Annotated in this window: 25 protein-coding genes; 8 read left to right on the top strand and 17 right to left on the bottom strand. The window is 64.0% G+C overall.

The genetic code is table 11. From position 1 onward, the window contains the following. Positions 1 to 131: 131 nt before the first annotated feature. Complete coding sequence (locus V8J83_RS12105) at positions 132 to 1,565, bottom strand: aldehyde dehydrogenase family protein (protein WP_339986644.1); 1,434 nt, start codon at positions 1,563 to 1,565, stop codon at positions 132 to 134. Positions 1,566 to 1,712: 147 nt separating this feature from the next. On the opposite strand from V8J83_RS12105, the gene V8J83_RS12100 reads away from it, so the two are divergent. Next, on the top strand, positions 1,713 to 2,366 hold the full coding sequence (locus tag V8J83_RS12100) for a peroxiredoxin (protein ID WP_339986643.1): 654 nt from the start codon (positions 1,713 to 1,715) through the stop codon (positions 2,364 to 2,366). Between the two features lie 76 nt (positions 2,367 to 2,442). Here the strand turns inward: V8J83_RS12100 and V8J83_RS12095 are convergent, their stop codons facing one another. The 5 genes from V8J83_RS12095 to pnp all read right to left on the bottom strand — a co-directional run bounded on the left by V8J83_RS12095 (position 2,443) and on the right by pnp (position 7,993). Continuing rightward, positions 2,443 to 3,066, bottom strand: coding sequence for a L,D-transpeptidase (locus V8J83_RS12095; protein WP_339986642.1), 624 nt, complete (start codon positions 3,064 to 3,066; stop codon positions 2,443 to 2,445). A 206-nt stretch (positions 3,067 to 3,272) separates the two neighbouring features. Continuing rightward, positions 3,273 to 4,493 carry a hypothetical protein gene (locus V8J83_RS12090; protein WP_339986641.1) on the bottom strand — a complete coding sequence of 407 codons (1,221 nt, stop codon included), beginning with the start codon at positions 4,491 to 4,493 and terminating at the stop codon, positions 3,273 to 3,275. Positions 4,494 to 4,565: 72 nt separating this feature from the next. Continuing rightward, positions 4,566 to 4,925: a hypothetical protein gene (locus V8J83_RS12085; RefSeq protein ID WP_339986639.1), complete on the bottom strand. Its 360-nt coding sequence runs from the start codon at positions 4,923 to 4,925 to the stop codon at positions 4,566 to 4,568. 162 nt (positions 4,926 to 5,087) lie between these two features. Next, complete coding sequence (locus V8J83_RS12080; protein WP_339986638.1) at positions 5,088 to 5,861, bottom strand: sulfotransferase family protein; 774 nt, start codon at positions 5,859 to 5,861, stop codon at positions 5,088 to 5,090. Next, positions 5,861 to 7,993: a polyribonucleotide nucleotidyltransferase gene (gene pnp / locus V8J83_RS12075; RefSeq protein ID WP_339986637.1), complete on the bottom strand. Its 2,133-nt coding sequence runs from the start codon at positions 7,991 to 7,993 to the stop codon at positions 5,861 to 5,863. The genes V8J83_RS12080 and pnp overlap by 1 nt, the downstream gene beginning before the upstream one ends. Positions 7,994 to 8,539: 546 nt before the next feature. Here pnp and V8J83_RS12070 point away from each other — a divergent pair. Next, positions 8,540 to 9,043 carry a helix-turn-helix domain-containing protein gene (locus V8J83_RS12070; protein WP_339986636.1) on the top strand — a complete coding sequence of 168 codons (504 nt, stop codon included), beginning with the start codon at positions 8,540 to 8,542 and terminating at the stop codon, positions 9,041 to 9,043. Positions 9,044 to 9,400: 357 nt separating this feature from the next. Here the strand turns inward: V8J83_RS12070 and V8J83_RS12065 are convergent, their stop codons facing one another. Continuing rightward, positions 9,401 to 10,270, bottom strand: coding sequence for a LysR family transcriptional regulator (locus V8J83_RS12065; protein ID WP_339986635.1), 870 nt, complete (start codon positions 10,268 to 10,270; stop codon positions 9,401 to 9,403). A gap of 103 nt (positions 10,271 to 10,373) precedes the next feature. Between V8J83_RS12065 and V8J83_RS12060 the strand changes: the two genes are divergently transcribed. After that, the gene (locus tag V8J83_RS12060; protein ID WP_339986634.1) at positions 10,374 to 11,423 is read left to right on the top strand and encodes a sodium-dependent bicarbonate transport family permease; all 1,050 of its coding nucleotides are present in this window, start codon (positions 10,374 to 10,376) and stop codon (positions 11,421 to 11,423) included. A gap of 14 nt (positions 11,424 to 11,437) precedes the next feature. Beyond that, on the top strand, positions 11,438 to 11,755 hold the full coding sequence (locus tag V8J83_RS12055; protein WP_339986632.1) for a P-II family nitrogen regulator: 318 nt from the start codon (positions 11,438 to 11,440) through the stop codon (positions 11,753 to 11,755). Here the strand turns inward: V8J83_RS12055 and V8J83_RS12050 are convergent. From V8J83_RS12050 to rpsO, 4 genes are all read right to left on the bottom strand, one after another. Further along, entirely contained in the window at positions 11,745 to 12,296 is a 552-nt protein-coding gene (locus V8J83_RS12050; protein WP_339986631.1) for an L-2-amino-thiazoline-4-carboxylic acid hydrolase, read from the bottom strand. The two genes, V8J83_RS12055 and V8J83_RS12050, sit on opposite strands and share 11 nt — an antisense overlap. Positions 12,297 to 12,415: 119 nt before the next feature. After that, a complete protein-coding gene (locus V8J83_RS12045) occupies positions 12,416 to 12,979 on the bottom strand; it encodes a TetR/AcrR family transcriptional regulator (protein ID WP_339986630.1) in 564 nt (187 codons plus the stop codon). Next, positions 12,976 to 13,338 (bottom strand): hypothetical protein, encoded by a 363-nt coding sequence (locus V8J83_RS12040; protein ID WP_339986629.1) that lies wholly within the window; start codon positions 13,336 to 13,338, stop codon positions 12,976 to 12,978. Before V8J83_RS12040 ends, V8J83_RS12045 begins: the two co-directional genes overlap by 4 nt. A gap of 138 nt (positions 13,339 to 13,476) precedes the next feature. Next, positions 13,477 to 13,746, bottom strand: a complete 270-nt coding sequence (gene rpsO, locus V8J83_RS12035; RefSeq protein WP_339986628.1) for a 30S ribosomal protein S15 — start codon at positions 13,744 to 13,746, stop codon at positions 13,477 to 13,479. Between the two features lie 400 nt (positions 13,747 to 14,146). Here rpsO and V8J83_RS12030 point away from each other — a divergent pair, with 400 nt between their 5' ends. Further along, positions 14,147 to 15,793 carry a calcium-binding protein gene (locus V8J83_RS12030; RefSeq protein ID WP_339986626.1) on the top strand — a complete coding sequence of 549 codons (1,647 nt, stop codon included), beginning with the start codon at positions 14,147 to 14,149 and terminating at the stop codon, positions 15,791 to 15,793. Between the two features lie 19 nt (positions 15,794 to 15,812). Here V8J83_RS12030 and V8J83_RS12025 read toward each other — a convergent pair whose 3' ends face one another. The 5 genes from V8J83_RS12025 to rbfA form a co-directional block, all read right to left on the bottom strand. Beyond that, complete coding sequence (locus V8J83_RS12025; RefSeq protein WP_339986624.1) at positions 15,813 to 16,697, bottom strand: alpha/beta fold hydrolase; 885 nt, start codon at positions 16,695 to 16,697, stop codon at positions 15,813 to 15,815. Further along, positions 16,687 to 17,199: a DUF1643 domain-containing protein gene (locus V8J83_RS12020; protein ID WP_339986622.1), complete on the bottom strand. Its 513-nt coding sequence runs from the start codon at positions 17,197 to 17,199 to the stop codon at positions 16,687 to 16,689. The genes V8J83_RS12025 and V8J83_RS12020 overlap by 11 nt, the downstream gene beginning before the upstream one ends. 89 nt (positions 17,200 to 17,288) lie before the next feature. Then, positions 17,289 to 18,194: a tRNA pseudouridine(55) synthase TruB gene (gene truB / locus V8J83_RS12015; RefSeq protein WP_339986619.1), complete on the bottom strand. Its 906-nt coding sequence runs from the start codon at positions 18,192 to 18,194 to the stop codon at positions 17,289 to 17,291. Between the two features lie 30 nt (positions 18,195 to 18,224). After that, entirely contained in the window at positions 18,225 to 18,980 is a 756-nt protein-coding gene (locus tag V8J83_RS12010) for a phosphodiester glycosidase family protein (protein ID WP_339986617.1), read from the bottom strand. Continuing rightward, entirely contained in the window at positions 18,977 to 19,411 is a 435-nt protein-coding gene (gene rbfA / locus V8J83_RS12005; protein ID WP_339986614.1) for a 30S ribosome-binding factor RbfA, read from the bottom strand. The genes V8J83_RS12010 and rbfA overlap by 4 nt, the downstream gene beginning before the upstream one ends. A 117-nt stretch (positions 19,412 to 19,528) precedes the next feature. On the opposite strand from rbfA, the gene dapB reads away from it, so the two are divergent. Both dapB and V8J83_RS11995 read left to right on the top strand, forming a co-directional pair. After that, entirely contained in the window at positions 19,529 to 20,335 is an 807-nt protein-coding gene (gene dapB / locus V8J83_RS12000; protein ID WP_339986612.1) for a 4-hydroxy-tetrahydrodipicolinate reductase, read from the top strand. Positions 20,336 to 20,398: 63 nt separating this feature from the next. Then, positions 20,399 to 20,776: a dihydrodipicolinate reductase gene (locus V8J83_RS11995; protein WP_339986609.1), complete on the top strand. Its 378-nt coding sequence runs from the start codon at positions 20,399 to 20,401 to the stop codon at positions 20,774 to 20,776. A 110-nt stretch (positions 20,777 to 20,886) separates the two neighbouring features. Here V8J83_RS11995 and V8J83_RS11990 read toward each other — a convergent pair whose 3' ends face one another. Continuing rightward, complete coding sequence (locus tag V8J83_RS11990; RefSeq protein ID WP_339986607.1) at positions 20,887 to 21,060, bottom strand: DUF1674 domain-containing protein; 174 nt, start codon at positions 21,058 to 21,060, stop codon at positions 20,887 to 20,889. A gap of 77 nt (positions 21,061 to 21,137) precedes the next feature. Here V8J83_RS11990 and V8J83_RS11985 point away from each other — a divergent pair, with 77 nt between their 5' ends. Beyond that, on the top strand, positions 21,138 to 22,370 hold the full coding sequence (locus V8J83_RS11985) for an RsmB/NOP family class I SAM-dependent RNA methyltransferase (RefSeq protein WP_339986605.1): 1,233 nt from the start codon (positions 21,138 to 21,140) through the stop codon (positions 22,368 to 22,370). Positions 22,371 to 22,375: the final 5 nt, after the last annotated feature.

The following is a 22,375-nucleotide window of genomic DNA, read 5'->3' as shown; positions in this document are numbered from 1 at the left end:
TTCCCCGAAGGGTCCGTCACCGGCAAAAAGCGCCATGGCGTCGGGACATCCGCACCCTACGGGAGGGCGGGCGGGGCGACGCTGCAAGCGAGCGTCGCTCCGTGCTCCATCGGGCCTTTGCCGCGCGCGGCTCAGCCCCAGCCGCTCACCGCCTTGGTCTCAAGGAACTCATGCAACCCGAACCGTCCGCCCTCGCGTCCGTTGCCCGATTGCTTGTAGCCCCCGAACGGCGAACCCATCGCAAAGCCTTGGGAATTCCCCTCGACCATGCCCGACCGCAATCGCCGCGCCACCCGGCGCAGTTTCTCCTGGTCGCCGGTCTGCACATAATTCGTCAGGCCGTAATCGGTGTCATTGGCAATCGCCACGGCATGGTCTTCGTCATCAAAGGGCATGATCGACAGGACCGGCCCAAAGATCTCCTCGCGGTAAATCGTCATCTCCGGCGTCACATCCGCAAACACCGTGGGCCGGATGTAATAGCCCCGGTTCAGGTTCTCGGGTCGCCCCACACCGCCCGCCAAAAGCTTCGCACCTTCGTCGATCCCCACCTGGATCAGGTCCTGGATCTTGTTGAATTGCAGCTCGCTGACCGCCGGTCCGATATGCCGGCCCTCTTCGCTTGCGGGCCCAACCGTAACGCTCTGTGCCGCCGCCGTTGCCTCTTCCACTGCCTGATCGTAGCGCGAGCGCTCCACCAACATCCGCGTCGGCGCGTTACAGCTTTGTCCGGTGTTGCGGAAGCACCGGATCACACCGCTCTTGACCGCCTTTTCGTGGGCATCGGCAAAGATGATATTCGCCCCCTTGCCGCCCAATTCCAGTGACACGCGCTTGATCGTATCCGCGCCCGCCTTGGAGATCAGACGCCCGGCCCGCGTGGAGCCGGTGAAGCTCACCATGTCCACGTCCTGATGCGCCGACAGCTGCGATCCAACGCCCGCCCCATCGCCGTTCACCATGTTGTAGACACCCGCAGGCACGCCTGCCTCGTCCATGAACTCGCTGAACAGAATGCCCGACAGCGGCGCAATTTCAGACGGCTTCAACACCATCGTGCACCCCGCCAGCAGTGCGGGCACCACCTTCAGCACGATCTGGTTCATCGGCCAGTTCCACGGCGTGATCAGGGCGCAAACCCCGATGGGCTCATAGACCGTGCGCTCGGTCGGAGCCCAATCGCCCAACGGATGATCCCAGACGAAGTCCTTGGCCGCGTTGATGAACCCCTCAAGGTGCCATGACCCCGCGCCAACCTGCTGCGCGCGTGCCAGGTCCAGCGGCGCGCCCATCTCAAGGCTGATCGCTTGCGCCATCTCTTCCGAGCGCGCCTTGTAGATCGCCAGCAGCTTCTCGGCCAGGGCCACCCGCTCCGCCGGATCGCTCCAGCCCCAGGTCCCGAACGCCCGCTTCGCCGCAGCCACCGCCGCATCGGTATCCGCCTGATCGCCAAGCGAGATTACCGCGCCGACCTCTTCGGTCGAAGGGTCGATCACGTCAAAGTCGCGCGGGGCCGCCGGGGCCACCCATTTGCCGTCGATGTAGAAGTTCTTCGCGTTGTCCATGACCGCCTCCCGAAACTGAAATCCGCGCGGGAACCTGACAGGGGATTCCACCCGGCGCAAGGCCTGCCGTGCGGGCATCCGCTTCCCGAACGCGATCGCGATGACTATATTGACCCCGACGGCAACGACACCCGAAAGGAGCGCCCCATGGGCCTGCGCATCAACGACGAAATTCCGAACCTCTCCGTGACCACCGATCAGGGCACCATGAACCTGCACGATTACATCGGTGATGCCTGGATGATCCTGTTCTCGCATCCCAAGGATTTCACCCCGGTCTGCACCACCGAATTCGGGGCCGTGGCGCAGCTGGCCGATGAATGGGCCGCGCGCAACACCAAGGTGCTCGGCGTGTCCGTGGACGGGGTCGAGGATCACGTGAAATGGAAGGGCGACATCGAAGCCGTTGGCGGGGCCAAGGCGGGCTTCCCCATCGCCGCCGACACCGACCTGGCGATTTCCGAGGCCTTCGACATGCTGCCCGCCGAAACGGCGCTGCCCGAAAACCGCACCCCCAACGACACCGCCACCGTGCGGGCGGTCTTCATCATCGGACCGGACAAGAAGCTCAAGCTGACCATGACCTACCCGATGAACGTCGGCCGCAACTTCGCCGAAGTGCTGCGCGCGCTGGACGGGTTGCAGACGGCAGCGAAGGAAAACATCGCCACGCCCGCAAACTGGGTGCCCGGCGAAGATGTCGTGGTACCCGTGGCGGTCTCGGACGAGGATGCCATCGCCAAATACGGCGCCATCGACAAGAAGCTGCCTTATCTTCGCATGGCCAAACTGCCGGGCTAACCCGCCGGGCCCCGTGCAGAACAAAGAAAGCCCCGGCCAATCGGACCGGGGCTTTTCTTCGGGAAATCACCTTGGATCAGCTGTGCAGAACCGCCGTTGAGCCGACGCGAATATTGGCTTCCAGCTGGATCACGTGATCATTGACCAACCGCACGCAACCCGACGACGCGGAGGTGCCGATCGACCAGGGCTGCGGCGTGCCGTGGATGCGCAGATACGTGTCGCGCCCCCCGGAATAAAGGTACAGCGCCCGCGCGCCCAACGGGTTGTCGGGGCCACCCGGCACACCACCGGCATATTGCGCATAGATATGCGGCTCGCGCGCGATCATGTTCGCGGTCGGCGTCCAGCTCGGCCAATCGGCCGTGCGCCCGATGCGGAACCGGCCAGGCTGATAGAGGCCCGCGCGGCCCACGGCCACGCCATAGCGCATCGCCGTCCCGTCGCTTCCGATATGGTACAGATACCGCGCCGTCGGATCGACATGAACGTCACCCGCGCGCAAACCACCGTTCACCTCGACCCGCTGCGGCATGAACCGCGGGTGCAGGCCCCACGGGTTGTTGGAACCGGCACGCGGCCCCTGATCGGCGGCCACATCCTCGCCGATCCCCACGGCATCCTGCGCCAGGGCGGGGCTGATCACTGCGCTGGAAAACAGCGTCGTCGTGGTAATGATGAAATGGCGGCGGGTTAACATGGTCTGGTCCTTATCGGTCGTCCGGCAGCTTTTGACGGTAGCGTTTCATGCGTAAAGAATCGCCTGCTATTGTCCGCACCCAAGAGCCTGTGGACAAGTCCCTTGTCCAGCGATTCCAATCACATCTTGGTAAGGAAACCCCGAACTGCGGCAGGAGTTCCGCAATTTTCCCGCCGCAGCCGCCCCCCAACCGCCACGTTTCGGCCCTAACCGCCGCGCTCCGAGACCGGCGCGATCAGCTCTGCCGCGGTCAGATGCGCCATCGCATGCGTCACATCCTGCGCCAATGTCGGCGGCGCCCCGGCCCCGTAGACCTCGCTGAGGATCGCGGTCACCTCCACCGCGCACATCGGCTCTTCCAGCAGCCGCCAGATCGGCAACAACCCCGCGTTCAACTCGAAAATCCCGATGCCCGACGCATCCGCGACATAGGCCGCGCCGCCGATTTCCGTCACCGTCAGGCCGGGCCTTTGCCCATAGGCCAGATGCGGCACAAACGTCGCTCCGCCCGCCTCATCCAGCCGCGCCACCCCGTCCTGCGCGTCGTCCGCGCGCGCTCCACCGGACAACAGGCCCTCAGATGCCATCGCCTCGATCAAATCCGCCGCCGCGCCGAGATCATCGTAGTTCAATTGCACACACGGCACGCCGCGCACCAGCGCATCGAACACGGCCAACGCGCGGCCCGAATGCACGAAGCGTCCGAAATTCTGGTGGATCAGGATCGGCAACATCTCCCCCGGCCCCATCGGCGCAAAGGACGGCGCGCCCGGCGTGCCGCCACGGTTCAGCGTCACGATCGCGGCAATCCGCGCCGGGGCGTCATAAACCGCAACCGGTGCCGACAGCAGGTATTTGTATTGCCGGTCCGCCGGGCCGCAATCCGCCGCGACCCAATCCGCGAAATCCCATGGCGCGCCCCGGGGCAACGGCAGACGCAGACGCGGCGCAACACCTGTCGCAAGGCCCGTGATCATACCCTGTGCGGTCAGCGTTACCGGCAGTATGTCATCGCTGAACACCCGGTGCCCGCGCCGCGCAAGTTCCGCTGTCAGCGTGCTTTTTCCGGCCCGGCGCCCGCTGGGGAAGATCACCAGCCGCCCGTCGGCCATCTCGACCGCCGCCGCATGCAGACACATCAACGCGCCCTGTTGGCGCAGCCGGGACCAGTTCAATTCAACAATCAGGTCGCAGATCCCGCTGACCTCGGTGAAGGCCCGCTCGAACGGCTCGGGCCGCAGCCCGTTGATCTGCCAACCGCCCGTGACCGACTGCGCGACTGTGGCAAAAACCCCCTCCGGCCCCGCGCCATCCGTGGCGGGCCAGCCATGCACGACCGTCTCGAACGCGTCGCGCAGCGCGGGTGTGGCAAACTGGATCGCTCCGTCGGTGCCGTTGTAATGCCGCGTGATCCTAGCGCTGGCCACCGTCGCCTCCCGAACGTGAAAGGCCCTCGCCGATCCGGCGAAGGCCCCTTTGATCCTGGCAAATAGCCCGGATCAGTTGCAGGTGTTTTCCGTTGCGTCCCAACGTCCGCCGGCACCGATGCAATCGCCGGGCGTGCGCAGGGTCTCGGGGCGGCTCGGGCGCGTCGGTCTGGTCTGCCCCGCGGAAGCACGCCCGCGCGACGGTTGACCGGGCCCGCTCGGCCCGGTGGGCGCCGTTGGGGCCGTCGCCGGGCTCGGCGCGGTAGCCGGGCTCGGCGCGGTGGCGGGGCTCGGGGCGGTGGCGGGGCTCGGGGCCGATTGCGCCTGCGCCATCGACAGGGTCGTCATCGACGGAACCACATATCCCGCAAGCGCCAATCCGCCCAGACGGGCCATGGCTCTGCGGCGTGAAACGATATCAGACTTCGACATGATCTCTCCCAAGGTTTCGTTGCAAGACCGACATAAATTGTCAGGTAGTAGGTAGAGCAGCCATATCGAGCGTCTTTTTAGCGAAAATATGAAGAAACCATGCCCTCGGCGCTTTTTTGCCATTGGCGTCTCCCCGGGCGGCGGACCGCTGCCCACCCGCGATCAGCCAGGCGCCTGCGCCTCGGCATAATGGCAGTTCCGCGTTGCGCCGCCGACGAAATCAAACCCGAAGGTCTCGATGTCTGCGGCGTACCAATCCGCCACGATCTGCCGTGTCCTGTCGGTATAGACCTCGGTGTAATGCGGCGCTTTCTGGCGCGAATGGTTGGCCGTGCGCATGCCCTCAACACCAAAGTAGCGCGCGATTTCCGCATCCATATGCTCAAGGCGCAGGATATCGGCGGCGATGCGGCCCTGCTCGTCGCGCACATAATCAAGCTGTGGATACCAGCCCTTCACCGCGCGGTGCCAGAAAAACGGCTTGTCGGCATATGTATGGCGCTGCTCAAGGAAGGCCTCGAACGCCTGTTGCGAAAAATCCGGCCTGCGCCCCCGCTTTAGGGCTGCCTTACCGCCGAACAGAAACCGTGAATAGGTCCGCGACCAGGGGTTACGGATGATTGCCACCGCCTGCAGGCGCGCGCGCACATCCGCGCGCACATCAATCAGCCGCGCGTGCTGATTGCCGTGGTGCATGCGCTCTGCGGCCATCGCTTCGGCAAGGGCCTGCGTGTAGGCCGGGGATTTGTGGAAATAGGGGTCGGCCAGGACGACCCGCCGCCGCATGGCGCGGGAATTGCGGATCGTCAGGCCCCCGTTCTTCGGGATGTGAATGAACAGGTGTTTGGCGATGCCCAGATGATACCGGGCAATCGCCTTGAGTTGCCGGGACGAGTACTTGTCCTCGAACCGGGTGCCTAGAAGGCGTCGAGCCATCAGCCCTCGGCCTCCTCCTTCTTCATCTCTTCGCCGGTCTCCTGGTTGACCATCTTCATCGCAAGGCGAACCTTGCCACGGTCGTCAAAGCCCAGAAGCTTGACCCAGACATCCTGACCTTCCTTCAGAACATCCGACGGATGATCCAGGCGGCGGTTCTCGATCTGGGACACATGCACCAGACCGTCACGCTTGCCGAAGAAGTTCACGAAGGCGCCGAAATCGACGATCTTCACGACCTTGCCCTTGTAGACCTTGCCTTCCTCGGGCTCGGCCACGATCGAATGGATCATGTCATAGGCCTTCTGGATGCTGTCCCCGTTGGGGCTGGCGATCTTGATGATGCCTTCGTCGTTGATGTCGACCTTGGCGCCCGACACTTCCACGATCTCGCGGATGACCTTGCCGCCCGACCCGATCACTTCGCGGATCTTGTCGGTGGGGATCTGCATCGTCTCGATGCGCGGCGCATGCTCGGAGAACTCACCGGCTTCCGAGACCGACTTGTTCATCTCACCCAGGATGTGAAGACGCCCGGCTTTCGCCTGCTCCAACGCCTTCTCCATGATCTCCTGCGTGATGCCCGCGACCTTGATGTCCATCTGCAACGACGTGATCCCGGCTTCGGTCCCCGCCACTTTGAAGTCCATGTCGCCCAGGTGATCTTCGTCGCCGAGAATGTCGGTCAGGATCCCGTAGGAGCCGTCTTCTTCCAACACCAGACCCATGGCCACACCGGCCACCGGCGCCTTGAGCGGCACGCCCGCATCCATCATGGAAAGCGACCCGCCACAAACCGACGCCATCGACGACGATCCGTTCGACTCGGTGATCTCCGACACGACGCGAACCGTGTAGGGGAAATCCGTCGCCGCCGGCAAAACCGCCTGCAACGCGCGCCATGCCAGCTTGCCGTGGCCGATCTCACGACGACCCGGAGGGCCCACGCGACCGGCTTCACCGACCGAATAGGGCGGGAAGTTGTAATGCAGCAGGAAGTTGGATTTGAAGTTGCCATGCAGCGCGTCGATGAACTGCTCATCGTCGCCGGTGCCCAGCGTCGTCACCACGAGACCCTGCGTCTCACCACGGGTGAACAGGGCCGAGCCGTGCGTGCGCGGCAGGACCTTGGTCTCGCACACGATGTCACGCACTTCGTCCAGCGCCCGGCCGTCGATCCGGCGCCCGTTCTTGACCACATCCGACCGCAGAACCGTGCTTTCCAGCTTCTTCAACGCCGCCGAAAGGTTCGGATCCTCAAGCTGCTCTTCGCTCAGACCTTCCTTCACGCCCTCTTTCACGGCCGCAACGGCCGCCTGACGCTCCAGCTTGTCACCAATCGCATAGGCGTCGCGCATCTTCTGCTCGCCCGCTTTGGCAATCGCGGCATACAGATCGCTGTAATCGGGGGCCTGGAAATCGAACGGCTCCTTCGCCGCGTCTTCGGCCAGATCAATGATCAGGTCGATCACCGGCTGAATGCTCTCGTGGGCGAATTTCACCGCACCCAGCATTTCCGCCTCGGTCAGCTCATAGGCCTCGGATTCAACCATCATCACGGCGTCTTTGGTGCCCGCCACAACCAGATCAAGGCGCTGCTCGGGGTTGTTGCGCAGATCGTGCATGTCATCGACCGTCGGGTTCAGGACGTATTCACCATCCTCGAACCCAACCCGTGCGCCCGCAATCGGGCCTCGGAACGGCGCGCCCGAAATCGTCAACGCCGCAGACGCCGCGATCATCGCAACCATGTCGGGGTCATTCACGAGGTCATGCGACAGAACCGTACACATCACCAGCGTCTCGTTTTTGAAACCGGGAACGAACAGCGGGCGGATCGGACGGTCGATCAGACGCGCGGTCAGGGTTTCCTTCTCGGTGGGCCGGGCCTCACGCTTGAAGAAGCCACCGGGCACTTTACCGGCGGCGTAATATTTCTCTTGGTAATGGACCGTCAGCGGGAAGAAATCCATTCCCGGCTTCGGTGCTTTCGCGAACGTCACGTTCGCCATGACGGAGGTCTCACCCAGCGTCGCAATCACAGACCCATCGGCCTGACGGGCCACACGGCCCGTTTCCAGCGTGAGCGTCTCTTCGCCCCACTGGATCTCTTTCTTCACAATGTTGAACATCATCGTTTCCTATTCGAGGGCACTCCGAGCCCCTGCCCGGTCCCTCATGTCAATGGCGGCCCCATTGCCGCCGACCCCTGTCCTTGTGCGGGCGCCGAGGTCAAAGCGCGTCGTCTCAGATGCGCGGGGGTGTACACGGGTTGGGGGTGTTTGGGAAGAGCGCGCGCTTTCCGGGTGCGGAAGCAAGGCCGCAGAGCGCCGCACACCCATCGCCCGGCAGGCGACTTCGCCCGCAAAGTCTGCCGAGAGGGGTCGGGCCGCCCACCACGTCGCATCTCCGCAACCGTGCGGAATCAAGGCCGCAGGCCGCCGCACATCGTCGGGCCGCCCCCCGGCCCGGCGATTTGGCTGGTGACGCGCGTCTCGGTCAGGTCTCGCGAATGTGGCCACCATAAAGTGCCAAGGAAGTCCCGTCGCATCGCCGCACCGCGGCCCGACGATGTGCGGCTTAGCACCCAAAACTGGAGAAGCTGCAATAGATTGACAATATGTATGCTATTGTGCATTTTGCACGACATCATATAATTTGTCGGAAGTTAGTAAAATATGCCGATTTCTTACGATCAATGCCGGGCAGGCCGCAGCCTACTGAATTGGAGCCAAGGCGAATTGGCGGCCAATGCGAATGTCTCGCGCGGAACTATCGCTGACTTTGAGTCGGGCTCTAGGTGGCCAATGAAGAATAACTTGCGTTCCATCGAAGACAGTATGTTTGCTGCGGGTGTCGAATTCATTTCGGCTGAGGGATCAAAGGGAGAAGGCGTTCGCTTCAGAGAACGAAGGCTTCAATTCTCAAAAAGCATCAAGATCAATCGCTTCGAGAACACCGCATCAATACCTATGGAGTATGGTGGAGAACGCTTTCAATGTGTTGTCGATCTAGACACTCTTGATGATTTCCATAGCACGGATTTCTCGACAGACGATCAATACGCCAAAGCACTCGGCGATGTTTTGCACTCTGTGCTAGCAGCGGCAGAACGTAGGGCCTCAACTCACATCAAGGATGGGAGGTTCCTGGTTACGTATGAGATGTTGCGAGATGGATAGCCTACTGCTCGACCACCAAGGCACGCGCCAAGAACCACCAGCGGGTTAATAGCGGCGAAGCAGCCCCGCCATTCATTGCCCGACAGGGTATCGCGCAGCGATATCCCGTGAAGGGACAGGCCGCACCCAGGCCCCCTTTCGGCATCTTTTTCGTTGAAAAAGAGCCTGTCTGGCAGCGGTCGCTGTCGGTGCTCAGCGCCCGAAACCCGACGCGAAACGCCGCGCAAGGCGCCGTTAACCACGATTCGGACATTTCTATAATCATAGAAATATTCCAAGAGCCGGATCGTTGTTTTCAAACGATAAATTGCAATATAGGGCATCTGAGCACGCGTGCGCAACCTTGAGAACCCGCGCTCAAACCGCCGCCGCAGCGATCAATTCCTCCAGAAGTGGATGCGGAAATTCTCGCCTCAAAGTCACCGCAAAGAACCGCTCCGCGATCCTCAGGTCAAACGGCCCCGAAACCAGCCGCCCGCTTTCCAACTCATCGGCCAGAACCACCGCAGGCGCCACCGCGATCCCCGCCCCGTCCCGCGCCAGCAGCCGCACCATCGCCATATCATCCACGCTCGCCGCGATCTGCGGCCGTACGCCCAGCCGTTCCCCCAACGCCACGAACCCCGCGCTGATCGTCGGGTCCGTCGGCAAGAGAAACCGCCCCTCCGCCAGCGTTTCGGCCAGCGTCCCGCGCAGCATCTCCGCCCGTCCGTGCAGCCCCACCGCCTGTTCCGCCAGCCGCTGCGCCCGCACCTCCGCCCGCCCGTCCCCGCGCGGCGGCTCCGTCATCAACGCCACGTCCAGCGACAGGCTTGTCAACCCGTCCACCAACTCCGCCTCCGACCGCGACCGCAGGATCAATTCCACATCCGTGCGCCCCAGAACCGGCGCCAGAAACCGCCGCTGATAATTCCGCGACAGAGTCGAGGCCGCGCCCACCCTGAGCGGCGGCATCCGCGTGCCCGATTGCTGCAATACCGCCAGCAGATCCGCGCCCGTCGCAAAGATCCGGTCCGCATGATCCAGCGCAATCCGCCCCACTTCCGTCAGCTCCAAGCGCCGCCCCACCCGCTCGAACAGCGCATGACCAAGCCGCGCCTCCAGCGCCTTGATCTGCGTCGAAAGCGCCGATTGCGACACGTTCAACTTCTCCGCCGCTCGCGTCAGGTTCCCCTCGTGCGCAACGTCGCGGAAATACCGCAGATGATGGTAGTTCAACTGATCCATGTTCTGAAATATAGAACGTTTTGTCCTTAAAGATATATTTTTTATCTCCCCTACCCGTCGCTATCTGCATCCCATCGTCCCTGCGCTTCAATGGAGCACGCCCATGTTGATCGATATCGCGACCACAATCGTCGAGCAGATGCAGAAACCCACCCTTGCGTTCCTGATCGGGGGCATGGCGCTGGCCGCGTTTGGCTCCAAGCTCGAAATCCCTGAACCGGTCTACAAATTCATCGTCTTCCTTTTGCTGATGAAGGTCGGCCTCGGCGCGGGCATTTCCGTGCGCGAAGCCAACCTGCTCGAACTTGCTGTGCCCGCCGTCTTCGCGGCGCTCGTCGGCATCGCGATTGTCCTTCTGGGCACCGGCACGCTCGCCCGCCTGCGTGGCGTCACGCCGATGGACGGCTACGCCACCGCCGGGCTCTTCGGGGCCGTCTCGGCCTCTACACTTGCGGCGGGTATGGCCATGCTCGACAGCGAAGGCATTGCCTACGAAGGCTTCATCGGCGCGCTTTATCCCTTCATGGACATTGCCGCCCTCGTGACCGCCATCGTCCTCGCCCGGCTCTCCGCCGAACGCAAAGCCGCCGCCGAAATCAACCCCGACGGCACCGCCACTGCGGGGCGCTCCGGCACGGGCGCGGGCATCGAAAAGGGCATGGTGAAAGGCATCCTCGTCGACACATTCCGCTCCGCTGCGATCTCCGCCCTTCTCCTCGGCCTCGCGCTTGGCATCTTCGCGCGGCCCGACAGCGTCTACGAGTCCTTCTACGACATCCTCTTCCGCGGCCTTCTGTCGGTCCTGATGCTGATCATGGGGATGGAAGCCTGGTCGCGCCTGTCCGAACTCAAGGGCGTGGCGCATGCCTACATCGCCTACGGGCTGGCCGCACCGCTGGTGCATGGCGCGCTTGGCTTCGGCGCGGGGCTCATCATCCACCAAATGACCGGCTTTTCCGGCGGCGGCGTGGTGTTGCTCGCGGTGATGGCCGCGTCCAGCTCGGACATCTCCGGCCCCCCCACCCTGCGCGGGGCCCTGCCGGAGGCAAATCCATCGTCCTACGTGGGCACGTCGACCGGCCTCGGCACGCCCGTTGCGATCCTGTCGATCCCGCTCTGGATCGCACTCGCAGACCTCACAATCGGCCTTTGATCGGAGACCAATACATGTATGAAGCAACCAAACTCGTGATCATTACCGAACGGGTCATCCTCGACGGTGTCACCAAACTGATCCTCGATGGCGGGGCGACCGGCTACACTCATGTCGATGCGGGGGGGCGGGGCAGTCGCGGCAAGCGCTCGGCCAACCGGCCCGGAGTCGGTGGGGTCCTGTCCAACGTCAAGATCGAGGCCGTCGTCAGCGATCCGGACAAGGCCGAGGCGATCATCCAATCCATCGCCAACCGGTATTTCGCGCATTATTCCGGCATTGCCTATGTAGAGCCGGTGCACATCCTGCGCCCGCATAAGTTCAAGGTCTGAGGTCGCCGTCGCGGGGCCGGGGCCGGGGCACGCCCTGTTCCGCCGGCTCCGGCACGGCTTCGAACAGGAACGTACACGCGCCAAGCCCCTCGGCCAGCGTTCCGTCCCGCCGCGCGCGCAGGCCCTGCTGCGCCCCGTTGATCCAGGCAAACCACTGCGCATCATACGCGCACAGGATCGGCGTCAGGTCGGAACGCCCCGCGTTCCAGAAGTACGCCGCGAAGGCGCAACCGGTCACGCGCAGAGTGATTTGCCCCGGCGCGTGCACCTCCTCCGCCTCCATACCGCGCCCCCAAAGCCGCGCCATCCTCGGCCCCGGCCCCAGCTTCAGCAGGGCGGCAAACGGATCCGGCGTCAGGCGCAGCCAAATCAGCGTCGCCGCGCGCATCAGGCCCCGCCCATTGGCCAGAAACGCCGCACGCGCCAGCGTCACCGCCGCGTCCCGGTCCAGCCCGTGCTCTCGCTCCAACACTTCTGCCAGAGCCAGCAAGCTACTGGCCAGATACCGGTTCACCTCCCCCTGCGCATCACCGCCTGGCATCGCGATTTGCGCCACTGGCGCCCTTGCCCGCCGCAATGCGCTGCGCCGCACCAAAGGCCCCCCGGCGGCCCCAACCGCGCGCAAAAGTCCGTGGTCCCAAATCCATTCCACGATATGCGTCATGATCTCTTTCCCGCTCGGAAATAAGCGTCCATCATCTCGGCATAGGTTTCGGCAAGGCGGCGCTGCGCCGTCTCGTCGATTTCGGAATCGATCAGGATCAATCCGACATAAGTTGCATATTCCAGTGTCGCCGCCATCGCCGCGCGGTCCTGCGCGATCCCGAACCGCTCCGCATAAAGCCCGGTCAAAACCTCAAGCCGCAGCGCGTCCGCCTCCCGCACGATCGCAGCCACATCCGGCGCGCGCCGCGCCACTTCGCGGATGCCAAGCTCGACGTGATAATCGATCTGCATCGCCATCTCGGTCAGCGCCCGATCGCGCGCATCCGGCGGCGCATCGCGCGGCAGTCGCGCCAGCAGATCATCGGTCTGGGTCTTGATCCAATGCCGGGTCATGGCCTGCAGGAACGCGCCATGATCGTCGAAATGGTGGTAAAACGACCCCCGCGTGACCTTGGCCGCAGACAGCATTGGGGCGAGCTTCACCGCCTCCGCCCCACCCGCCGACAATTGCCGCAGCCCCAGATCCAGCCAATCCTCTCGCGTCAGACGCGCGCTCATCCCACGATCCCCCACAGGCCAAGGGCCGCGACCGGCAGAAACAGCCACCCCTGCGGCAGTTTCGCGTGGCTTTGCCCGATCGCTACGACAATCCCCACTCCGCTTATCCAGAACCCCGCCGCCAGTACGAGCCCCGCCACCGCGTAGGCCGACTCGCCAAGGATCGCCGCCAGGGCAAAGAACAGCGCCATCGCCGCAATCGCGACCGAAGTGAAATGCCAGCACAGATACTGCGTGTCGCGCACAATCGGGTCGAGACCGCTGCGCCGCAAGGGCCCGGCAATCTGCCGCCCGCCGAGGATCAGGTGAACCGCAAACCAGATCGCAGCAAGCGCGGAGGCAAGGCTAAGGGGACCCATGGCTTACTCCTTTTCCATACCCAATGGTACGGAATCGCACGTATGTCAATACCATTTAGTATGGTACGCCTGTACCCAAACACAAAAAAGGGGCCACGGCGACCGTGACCCCTCGTTCATCTCTACGGATTAGGCGCCTTAGCGGCGGATGCCCAACCGCTTGATCAGGTCCTGATAACGGGCCTCATCCTTGGCGCGGGCGTAATCCAGAAGCTTCCGGCGCTGCGCAACCATCTTAAGAAGACCACGGCGACCGTGGTTGTCCTTCTTGTGGGTCTTGAAGTGCTCGGTCAGGGTGGAGATGCGGCTGGTCAGGATGGCAACCTGGACTTCCGGCGACCCGGTGTCGCCTTCTTTCGTGCCGAATTCCTTCATCAGGCGCTGCTTTTCTTCAGCTGTGATCGACATCGGGGTCTCCTTCAGACGTTTGTTTGGGCGCGATCCGTTCGGATCGACAGGGGTATGGCGCAAGCCGGGATGTCGTCCAGCAGGGCCCGTGGAGGGTCCGCGCAAAGGCGGATGCGGGGCCGTACACCGAATCTCGCGCCATGGGAACCCCCATCCCCGCTCGCCCGGCATCCCGACCCGATCCATCGCGCCTTTAGGACAAATTTTCGGGAGAAAGGGGCTTGGTGTTTAGGGTTCGGAAAGACACCTTCGCTATGCCTGTCCTTGCCGTCCCCACGACCAACGCCGTCAGGCACCAGTGCGGGACCGGAACTGCGCCAGGAGGCGGGGTCAGACCTCGGATCGGGGTCCATGCGTCCTGAACCCGTCTTAACCCGCCCATAAGCCCGAAGGAATTCATATGCTTGTCGCCGGAAGTGTCCTTGCCCTGCTGCTCGCCGGCCTCACCGTGGATGGCCTGCTTCATCCAACGCTAGACGAGGATGGCGCCGATACGGACGCCGATAACACCGATCAAGACGAACACAACGGCGAGGTCACCTCGCTGGAGAACTTCCTCTACCCCGACGGTGACGGCGACGCTGGTGACCAGTCGCTTCAGGGCCGCGCCGAGGCCTTGGGCTATACCCCCCTCGATGACGTCGACGCCCTGCCGACCGGCGATACCGGCACAGTGGACCCGGTGGCCGCAGCGGCCCCCGATGACGCGTCCGACCCCGTAGAAACGGCTTCCGACGCGGCTGAAGCCTCTGGCGACAGCGACGGCGTTTCGCTCGACGGCGATGTCGACCTCATCCCTGATGCGGGTGATCTTGGCTCAAATTTCGACGCGGCCGTTAACGCGCAGACCCTGCTCGACGTGACAGAAACCATCACGCTGCCAAATGGCAGCGAAGTGCCCTTGGTCAGCGATTTCGAAAGCGAAACGGACCTCCTCGTCATGGAATTCGACGGCGCAGAGGGCGACGCCCCCGAGATCACCGTCTCGTCCAACACCGAAAGCCCGGACAAGATCGTGGAAGCGAACGGGCTGCCCATCACCCTGGTGCAGGACGCCCCTGACTTCACCGAAAAGCACATCTCCGTAGTGATGAACGGCCTTGAAGACGACTTTGCCGGTATGGATTTCGATGAATTCGAAGGCCTTATTGATGACGTCGAATCGGCTTCCGACGACGCTGATCCCACCTCAGACACTATTGACTCCATACCCGACGGCCTGCCGAACGCCGAGGTGCTGGATGATCTCTTCGACACCCTCGAAGATAATCTATCCGATGTCGGCGTCACTTCGGATGCGCTCGACGCCCGCGCCATGCTCGATCCTGCCTTCGGGACCGGTGGCAGCGATGCCATGACCGGCAGCTTCAATGCAGACGTCCTGACCGGCGACGAAGGACAGGACGCGCTTTTCGGGGACGAGGGCGATGACACCCTGTCCGGAGGCGGTGGCAATGATGAAATACACGGCGACTTCGGCGACGATGAGCTCGACGGCGGCGACGGCATCGACTTCCTCGATGGCGGCGACGGCAATGATGCACTCGATGGTGGCGACGGAGACGATGTTGTCTTCGGCGGCGATGGCGATGATCAGATCGCAGGCGGTGCAGGTGACGACATCCTTCAGGGCGGCACGGGCGCCGACACTCTGGACGGCGGCTCAGGCGCCGACATCCTGAACGGCACCTTCGGCAATCACGACGGGGCTGATCAGGATGCCGGGGACCTGCTCCTGGGAGGCGACGGCGATGATTCCCTCCTTCTCGGCAAAGGGGATATCGCAACGGGCGGCGCGGGCGAAGATAGCTTCACCGGCGGCGATCACATGGGGGAAACCGCTGGCACCGTCACCGATTTCAACCCGTCTGAAGATCGAATCGAGGTGATCTACGACCCCGAAACCAACCCCGACCCGTTGATCGAGGTGCGCGACTTCGTGGACGGCTCCGGGGCCGATGTCATCCTGGATGGTCAGGTCATTCTAAGCGTATCCGGAGCGCAGGGCCTCAACCCCAACCTGATCGAACTGCGCGCAAGCACCTGATCCGCCGCCCGCGCGCCAGTCACGCTCCGGCGAAATGCGGCAGGACCGCCGCCAAAACCGCCTCCGGCACCTCTTCCATCGCAAAATGGCCAGAGCCTTCAAGCTCGACCCCGCGCAAATCCTCCGCCCAATCGCGCCAAACCCCCAAAGGATCGCCGGTCTTCGCGGGAAACCCACCGGATCCCCACAGGAACAGAAGCGGGGCCGCGATTTTCGCACCCGCCGCCCGGCTCTCCGCATCGATCCGCCGGTCAATCGTCGCCCCCGCGCGGTAGTCGTTGCACATCGCCGACACCCGGTCCGGATCGGCGCCTTGCGCGCGATAACTCTCCAACGCCGGGCATCCGAACACCTCCAGCGACCGGCCATGGGTCCAACTCGACAGCGTCCAATCCACATACCCCGGCCCATCTGCCGCAATCATCCGTTCCGGTAACGGCGCAGGCTGCGCCAGAAACGTCCAGTGATACGCGGCCATCGCAAGATCCGCGTCCCACGCCGCCCAGAAATCCCCGGTCGGCACGATCTCGATGATCCCCAAACGATCCACTCGCTCGGGCGAATCCAGGGCAAGCCGATACGCCACCCGGGCGCCGCGGTCATGGCCCAGAACATGCGCCCGCGGCAGGTCCAGCGCGTCCATCAATCCAACGATATCGCGCGCCATTTCGCGCTTGGCATAGGCCGCCACACCCTCCGGCGCGTCACTGTCGCCATACCCCCGCAGGTCCGGCACGATCACATCGAACTGTCCCGCCAGGGCTGGCGCGACCGTCTCCCAGCAATGGTGATTTTGCGGAAACCCATGCAGCAGAATAATCGGCACACCCGCGCCGGCGCGATGCACCGATAAACGCACTGCCCCGACATCGACCATGTTCTGCTCAAAGCCCTCAATCGCCATGCCACACCTCCGGCTGAACCCTGTACCCGATATAGAGCGGATGCTTCGGATGCCCCGCCTTGGACAAGCCAAGATGCATCAACGGCACCTCCGCCTTACGCAACATCGCCGCCACCTCCGGCCCGCGCCCGCGATGCGCCCCATGCGTGCCCCATGCACAGATCACCGCATCCGCCCACTCAAGCGAGCCCATGATCGCTGCGTCATTTTCCGGCCCGACCGGATCCGCCGCCGCGCGCATGTCGCGCGGGTCCGTCGCGCGCCAGGCAAAGATGTTCAAGACCCGAAACGCCCCGAACCCCAACGCCCGCGCGCGCCGTTCGCACCGCTCCACCGTTGGGTCATTCTGAAGTTCCGTTGCGGTCGACGGGTTCAACATGATGAACAACGCCCGCCGCCCCTCCGCATCCCAGACCCGTGTCAACGCATAGCGATACCGCTCACAAGGCGAATAGACCGCGACCGAGGCTGCATCCCCCTTCAAATGTTCCCGCTCGATCACGAAACGCCCCTCCTTGTTCCAGAAGCATGCAAATCACCCCCCATCTCGCACCATCGACCGCCCGTGGCGCGCCGACAGGGGGGCTGCATTCACAAATTGAAAACCCGTTCGGGATGCAATTCGCCGGCCCGAAACCGCCCCACCGCCACCGGAACCCCGTCCAGCGACGCCCATGCCAGATCGCCGTACTCCACCGCGCCTGGCAAAACGGCCCCGGGGTTGCCATTGCGCAACCGCACAGCCCCCTGCTCTGTCGCGCGCAGTTCCGGCAAACTGTCCAAAGCCAATCCCACCGGCGCCAGCAAAGCGTCGATCTCTGGCGTCTTGGCCAGCGTCTCCACCCGCTCCAGCGCCACCGCTTCGTCCAAGTCGAAGGGCCCGACCCACATGCGCTTCAACCACACGACATGCCCCAGACACCCCAGCGCTTCGCCAAGGTCCCGCGCGATCGACCGCACATAGCCCCCCGACCCGCAGACGAACCGCAAGTCCACATGATCCGCGTCGACCCGCCCGACAAGGCTCAATTCATCCACGAACAAATCCCGCGCGGCCAGCTCCATCTCGCCGCCACCGCGCGCAATGTCATAGGCACGCTCCCCATCGACCTTCACGGCGGAAAACTGCGGCGGCACCTGATGGATATCGCCCACAAACGCGGGCAGCGCGGCGGCGATGTCAGTGTCACTCGGCCGCTCGGATCGCTCGGCGATCACCGCCCCCTCGGCGTCGTCCGTGCGCGTCGCCTGGCCCATACGCATCCGGAAATCATAGGCCTTCAACGCATCGCCCAGATAGGCAATCGTCTTCGTCGCCTCGCCCAAAGCGATCGGCAGAAGCCCCGTCGCATCGGGGTCCAGCGTGCCTGCATGACCGGCCTTTTTCGCGTCGAAACACCACCGGACCTTGTTGACCACCGCGGTCGAGGTCATCCCCGCCGGTTTGTCGATCAACAGCCATCCCGATACGTCGCGGCCCTTGCGTTTGCGTCCCATCCCCACCTCCGGCGCTACGGACGCGACGCCCTAACCATCTCCCGAAGTGGCGTCAACATCCTCGCCCTCCACCACGCCCAGGATGGGCCCGACCGGAAAACCAAGGTCCGATCGCCCGATCTCGGGCGCATGAAGGCGCGACACGCGGCCGTCGAAATACAGCGCATTCGGCGTGTTCAGATGATCGCGGAAGAACCGCGCGAAATGATGAAAATTCACCGCCTGATCCGAGATCACCATCCAAAGACGGCGCCCATCTTCGTCCACACCCACCCCGTTGCGAATGTTCAGGCTCTCGCTGTCGCGCAGGAACCGGGGGTGCAAGGCGCCGTCAATCACCAACATCGGGCCCGATTGCGTCGCATGGGTGCAGGCCGGAGGGTCCTCGGCAAACTGCCGGCTCTCGACCACCGCGGCCTCGCCCTCGCCCAGGCACAGCACACCATTGGGCAGCAGCCCGAAATTCCCGGGCCCGTCGGAGGTGATGATGCGCATCTCCTCTTCGCCATCCTCGACATAGAGGCCCACCGGCGAGCGATCCTCGTGGAACATGCCCGCGTTCATCGCGATGCCAAGCCTGCGCCCCTCGGGCAAGGCATCCTCGACGCGCCCGAAGGTCCCGTAAACCTCGCCCTCGCCATTGCGCAGGAACAATTGCACATCCGCCTCGGCCAGATCGACGCGGCATGCCGTGAATTCCGCCTCGTCGAACAACACCGTCTCGCACTGCGCGCCGACCTGCGTCGGGGCCAACAGAGCCGCAAGAAAAGCTGCCGCGCGGATCATGCGTCCCCCTCGCCGCTCTCGGCATCCCGGCGCGCCACGGCTTCTACATCCCGGCGCACATCCGCCCGCGCCAGCATCTCGCGCGTCTCATCCATCCGATCGAACGTCTCGTCGATGACAAAGCGCAGGTCGGGCGCATATTTCAACGTCATGTCTTTCATCAAAGCGCGCCGCAATTCGCCCCGGTTGCGCTTGAGCGCTTCAATCGCCTCATCCCGTGCGCCACCGCCCAGTGGCATCACGTAGACCGTCGCGATCTTCAGGTCCGGTGAAGTGCGCACTTCGCCCACCGTGATCGACATCCGGTTCAGGTCGGGATCATGCACATCCCCCTTGGCCAGCACGCTCGACAACGTGCGGCGGATCAATTCGCCCACGCGCAACTGGCGTTGCGACGGGCCGGGGCCATCGTGATGCGTATTCCGCGCCATATCTACTCTCTCTCACTCTCCTCCAGAGGTAGGCCATGCGCCCGCCCCCCGCAAGCGCACGCTTCCCTGTCCGGCAGGGTTCCGTTACGACGCTTTCAAACGCGAAGGAGCCTTAGGATGGACAGCACCGCAATCGCCGTGATGGGCGCATCGGGCCGTATGGGCCGGATGCTGATCGAGGTCATCAACGCCTCCGACAAGGCGCATCTGATTGCCGTGACCGAACGCGCGGGCCATGACTGGATCGGGGCCGACCTCGGCGCGGCCATGGGCGGAGCCGCCTCGGGCGTGCCGGTCTACGACGATCCGCTCGACGCCATCGTCAAGGCGCAGGCCGTGATCGACTTCACCTCACCCGCCGCGACGCTGGCTCACGCGAAATTGACCGCACAGGCCCGCTGCGTCCATGTGATCGGCACGACCGGCATGGATGACGATCAAATCGCCGCGTTGGAGCCCTGCGCCCGCCACGCCACGATCATCCGCGCGGGCAACATGAGCCTTGGCGTGAACCTGCTGGTCAAACTCACCCAACAGGTCGCTGCAGCGCTTGATGAAGACTTCGACATCGAAATCGTCGAGGCGCATCACCGCCACAAGGTCGACGCCCCGTCAGGCACGGCCCTGATGCTCGGAGAGGCTGCCGCACAAGGGCGAAACGTCGATCTCGGCGCGGTCTCGGACCGTGGGCGCGACGGGCTGACCGGTGCCCGCACCCGTGGCGATATCGGCTTCACCGCGATCCGGGGCGGCGATGTGGTCGGCGAGCATGACGTGATCTTCGCGGCCGATGGCGAACGCATCATTCTGCGGCATCTGGCAACGGATCGGGCGATATTCGCGCGCGGCGCGCTCAAGGCCGCGTTGTGGGGACAGGGCCGAGGGCCGGGACAGTTCGACATGATGGACGTGCTTGGCCTGTGATTGATTGACGGCCCCGCAACGCTACCTCCCCCTGATCCGAAAGCTCAGAGCGTGGAGGCCCCTATGATCCTCAAAACCCCCATGTCCCTCAGGACCCTTATCGCCGCAACCGCTGCCACCTTGTGTCTGGTCGGCCCGGCGCTGGCCGAGCTGACCCGGATCACCGACCGCGACACGTTCCTCGCCTATGTTCAGGGCCGCGAGCTGAGCCGCATCGGCGTCTCGCTTCTGGTCAATCCCGATGGCTCCATCGCCGGGCGCGCGCTTGGGCGCGATGTGACCGGAACCTGGGTTTGGGAGGGCGGGCTTTTCTGTCGCACGCTCGATGCCGGCGATCGCCAGTTCGGTCGCAATTGTCAGGTCGTGTCCGTGGATGGAAATTCGATCCGCTTTCACGCCGATCAGGGCACCGGCGACATCGCCGATTTCCGCATCCGTTGATTTCCGCGCATTCCGTTCAGGTGGACGTTTCCGCGACCGCCTGAACGCATTTTTCGCCGAATTCCCATTCCGATACGCGCAAACCCGTCCCCGTGAACGCATCCCGGCCCTCAGAAATCAATGGCCAGGCCCTTCTTTTCCCAATCGCCGTAGCGCACCGGTTCCGGCCCGTCGCGCCCGCCCAATTCAGTAGGCAGGTCCAGCTTTTTCGCCGTTTTCCGGCGCTCTTCCGCCTCGGCCAAGGCCCGTTGCGCCTCGGGCGGCAGATCCTTTGGGTCGCTCATCGGCTCACAGCTCCGCTTGTCTCATCCGTCCCCCCTGATATACGCGGCGCTTGTCCCGGAACAAGGATCACGTGCCCATGCAGGCCCGACAAGCCGCCCTTCATCTTCTCGATGCCGTCCTGCGCGAAAAGCGCATGCTCGCCCATGTGAAGGTGCCCGCCGACGGGCCCGAGGCCGCCCGCGCCAGCCGTCTCGCCACGCAGGTCCTGCGCCAGATCGGGGCTGCCGATGCGGTCTTGGCCCCCTATGCGATGCGTAAGCCGCAACTCGCCGTGCAGAACATCCTGCGCCTCGGCGTGGTGGAGCTTCTGGGCAATGGTGAAGACGCCCATGGCGTTACCCATGACCTTGTTTCCATTGCGAAAAAGCACCCCAAATCGGCCAAGGCCTCCGGCATGGTCAACGCCGTGTTGCGCAAGGTGATCGACGATGGCCCCGGCGCCTTTGCCGCCGCCCCCGCGCAGCGCGTGCCACCCTGGGTCGACAAGGCCCTGCGTAAGCGGATCGGCAAGGAGGGCCTCGCCGCGCTTCAGGCCGCCCATGCCAAGGCCCCGCCGCTCGACATCACGCCGAAGGACCCGACTTTCTCCATCGAAGGCGCGGACCGCCTGCCCACCGGTTCCCTGCGCTTTCAAACCCATCCGCAGGTCACCGCCTTGCCCGGCTATGACAACGGCGCGTTCTGGGTGCAGGATGCCGCCGCCGCGCTGCCCGTGCGGCTTCTGCCTGACATCAAAGGAAAATCTGTTCTCGACCTCTGCGCCGCACCCGGCGGCAAGACGATGCAACTGGCCGCATTGGGCGCTGATGTGACCGCGCTTGACGTGTCCGAGCCGCGCATGGCCCGCGTCGCCGAGAACCTCGCGCGCACCGGGCTTGCGGCCACGCTCGTCACTGAAGACGCTTTCGATCACACCACGTGTTACGACGCGATTTTGCTCGATGCGCCCTGCACCGCTACCGGCACCATTCGCCGCCACCCCGACTTGCCCTTTGTCAAGAATGGGCGCGAGGTGGAGCCGCTGACCAAGCTGCAAATGCAGCTGCTTGACCATGCTTTGACGCTTCTGAACCCCGGCGGCACGCTGGTGTATTGTACCTGTTCGCTCCTGCCCGTGGAGGGCGAGCATCAAGTCACCGCCGCGTTGAAACGCCATCCCGATCTGCGCGTGATCGCCGCCGATCCCGTGGCCCTTGGCGGCGACGCCGACTGGGCCAGCCAGGAGGGCGGTCTGCGTCTTTTCCCGTCCCATTGGGCGGATCGCGGCGGGCTGGACGGGTTTTACATGGCCGCGCTGCGCCGTCCGTGACAGGC

The sequence above is a fragment of the Gymnodinialimonas ulvae genome, assembly GCF_037543845.1.
In the GTDB taxonomy this organism is placed as follows: Bacteria; Pseudomonadota; Alphaproteobacteria; order Rhodobacterales; family Rhodobacteraceae; genus Gymnodinialimonas; species Gymnodinialimonas ulvae.
This window is presented reverse-complemented; position numbering and strand designations above follow the sequence as displayed.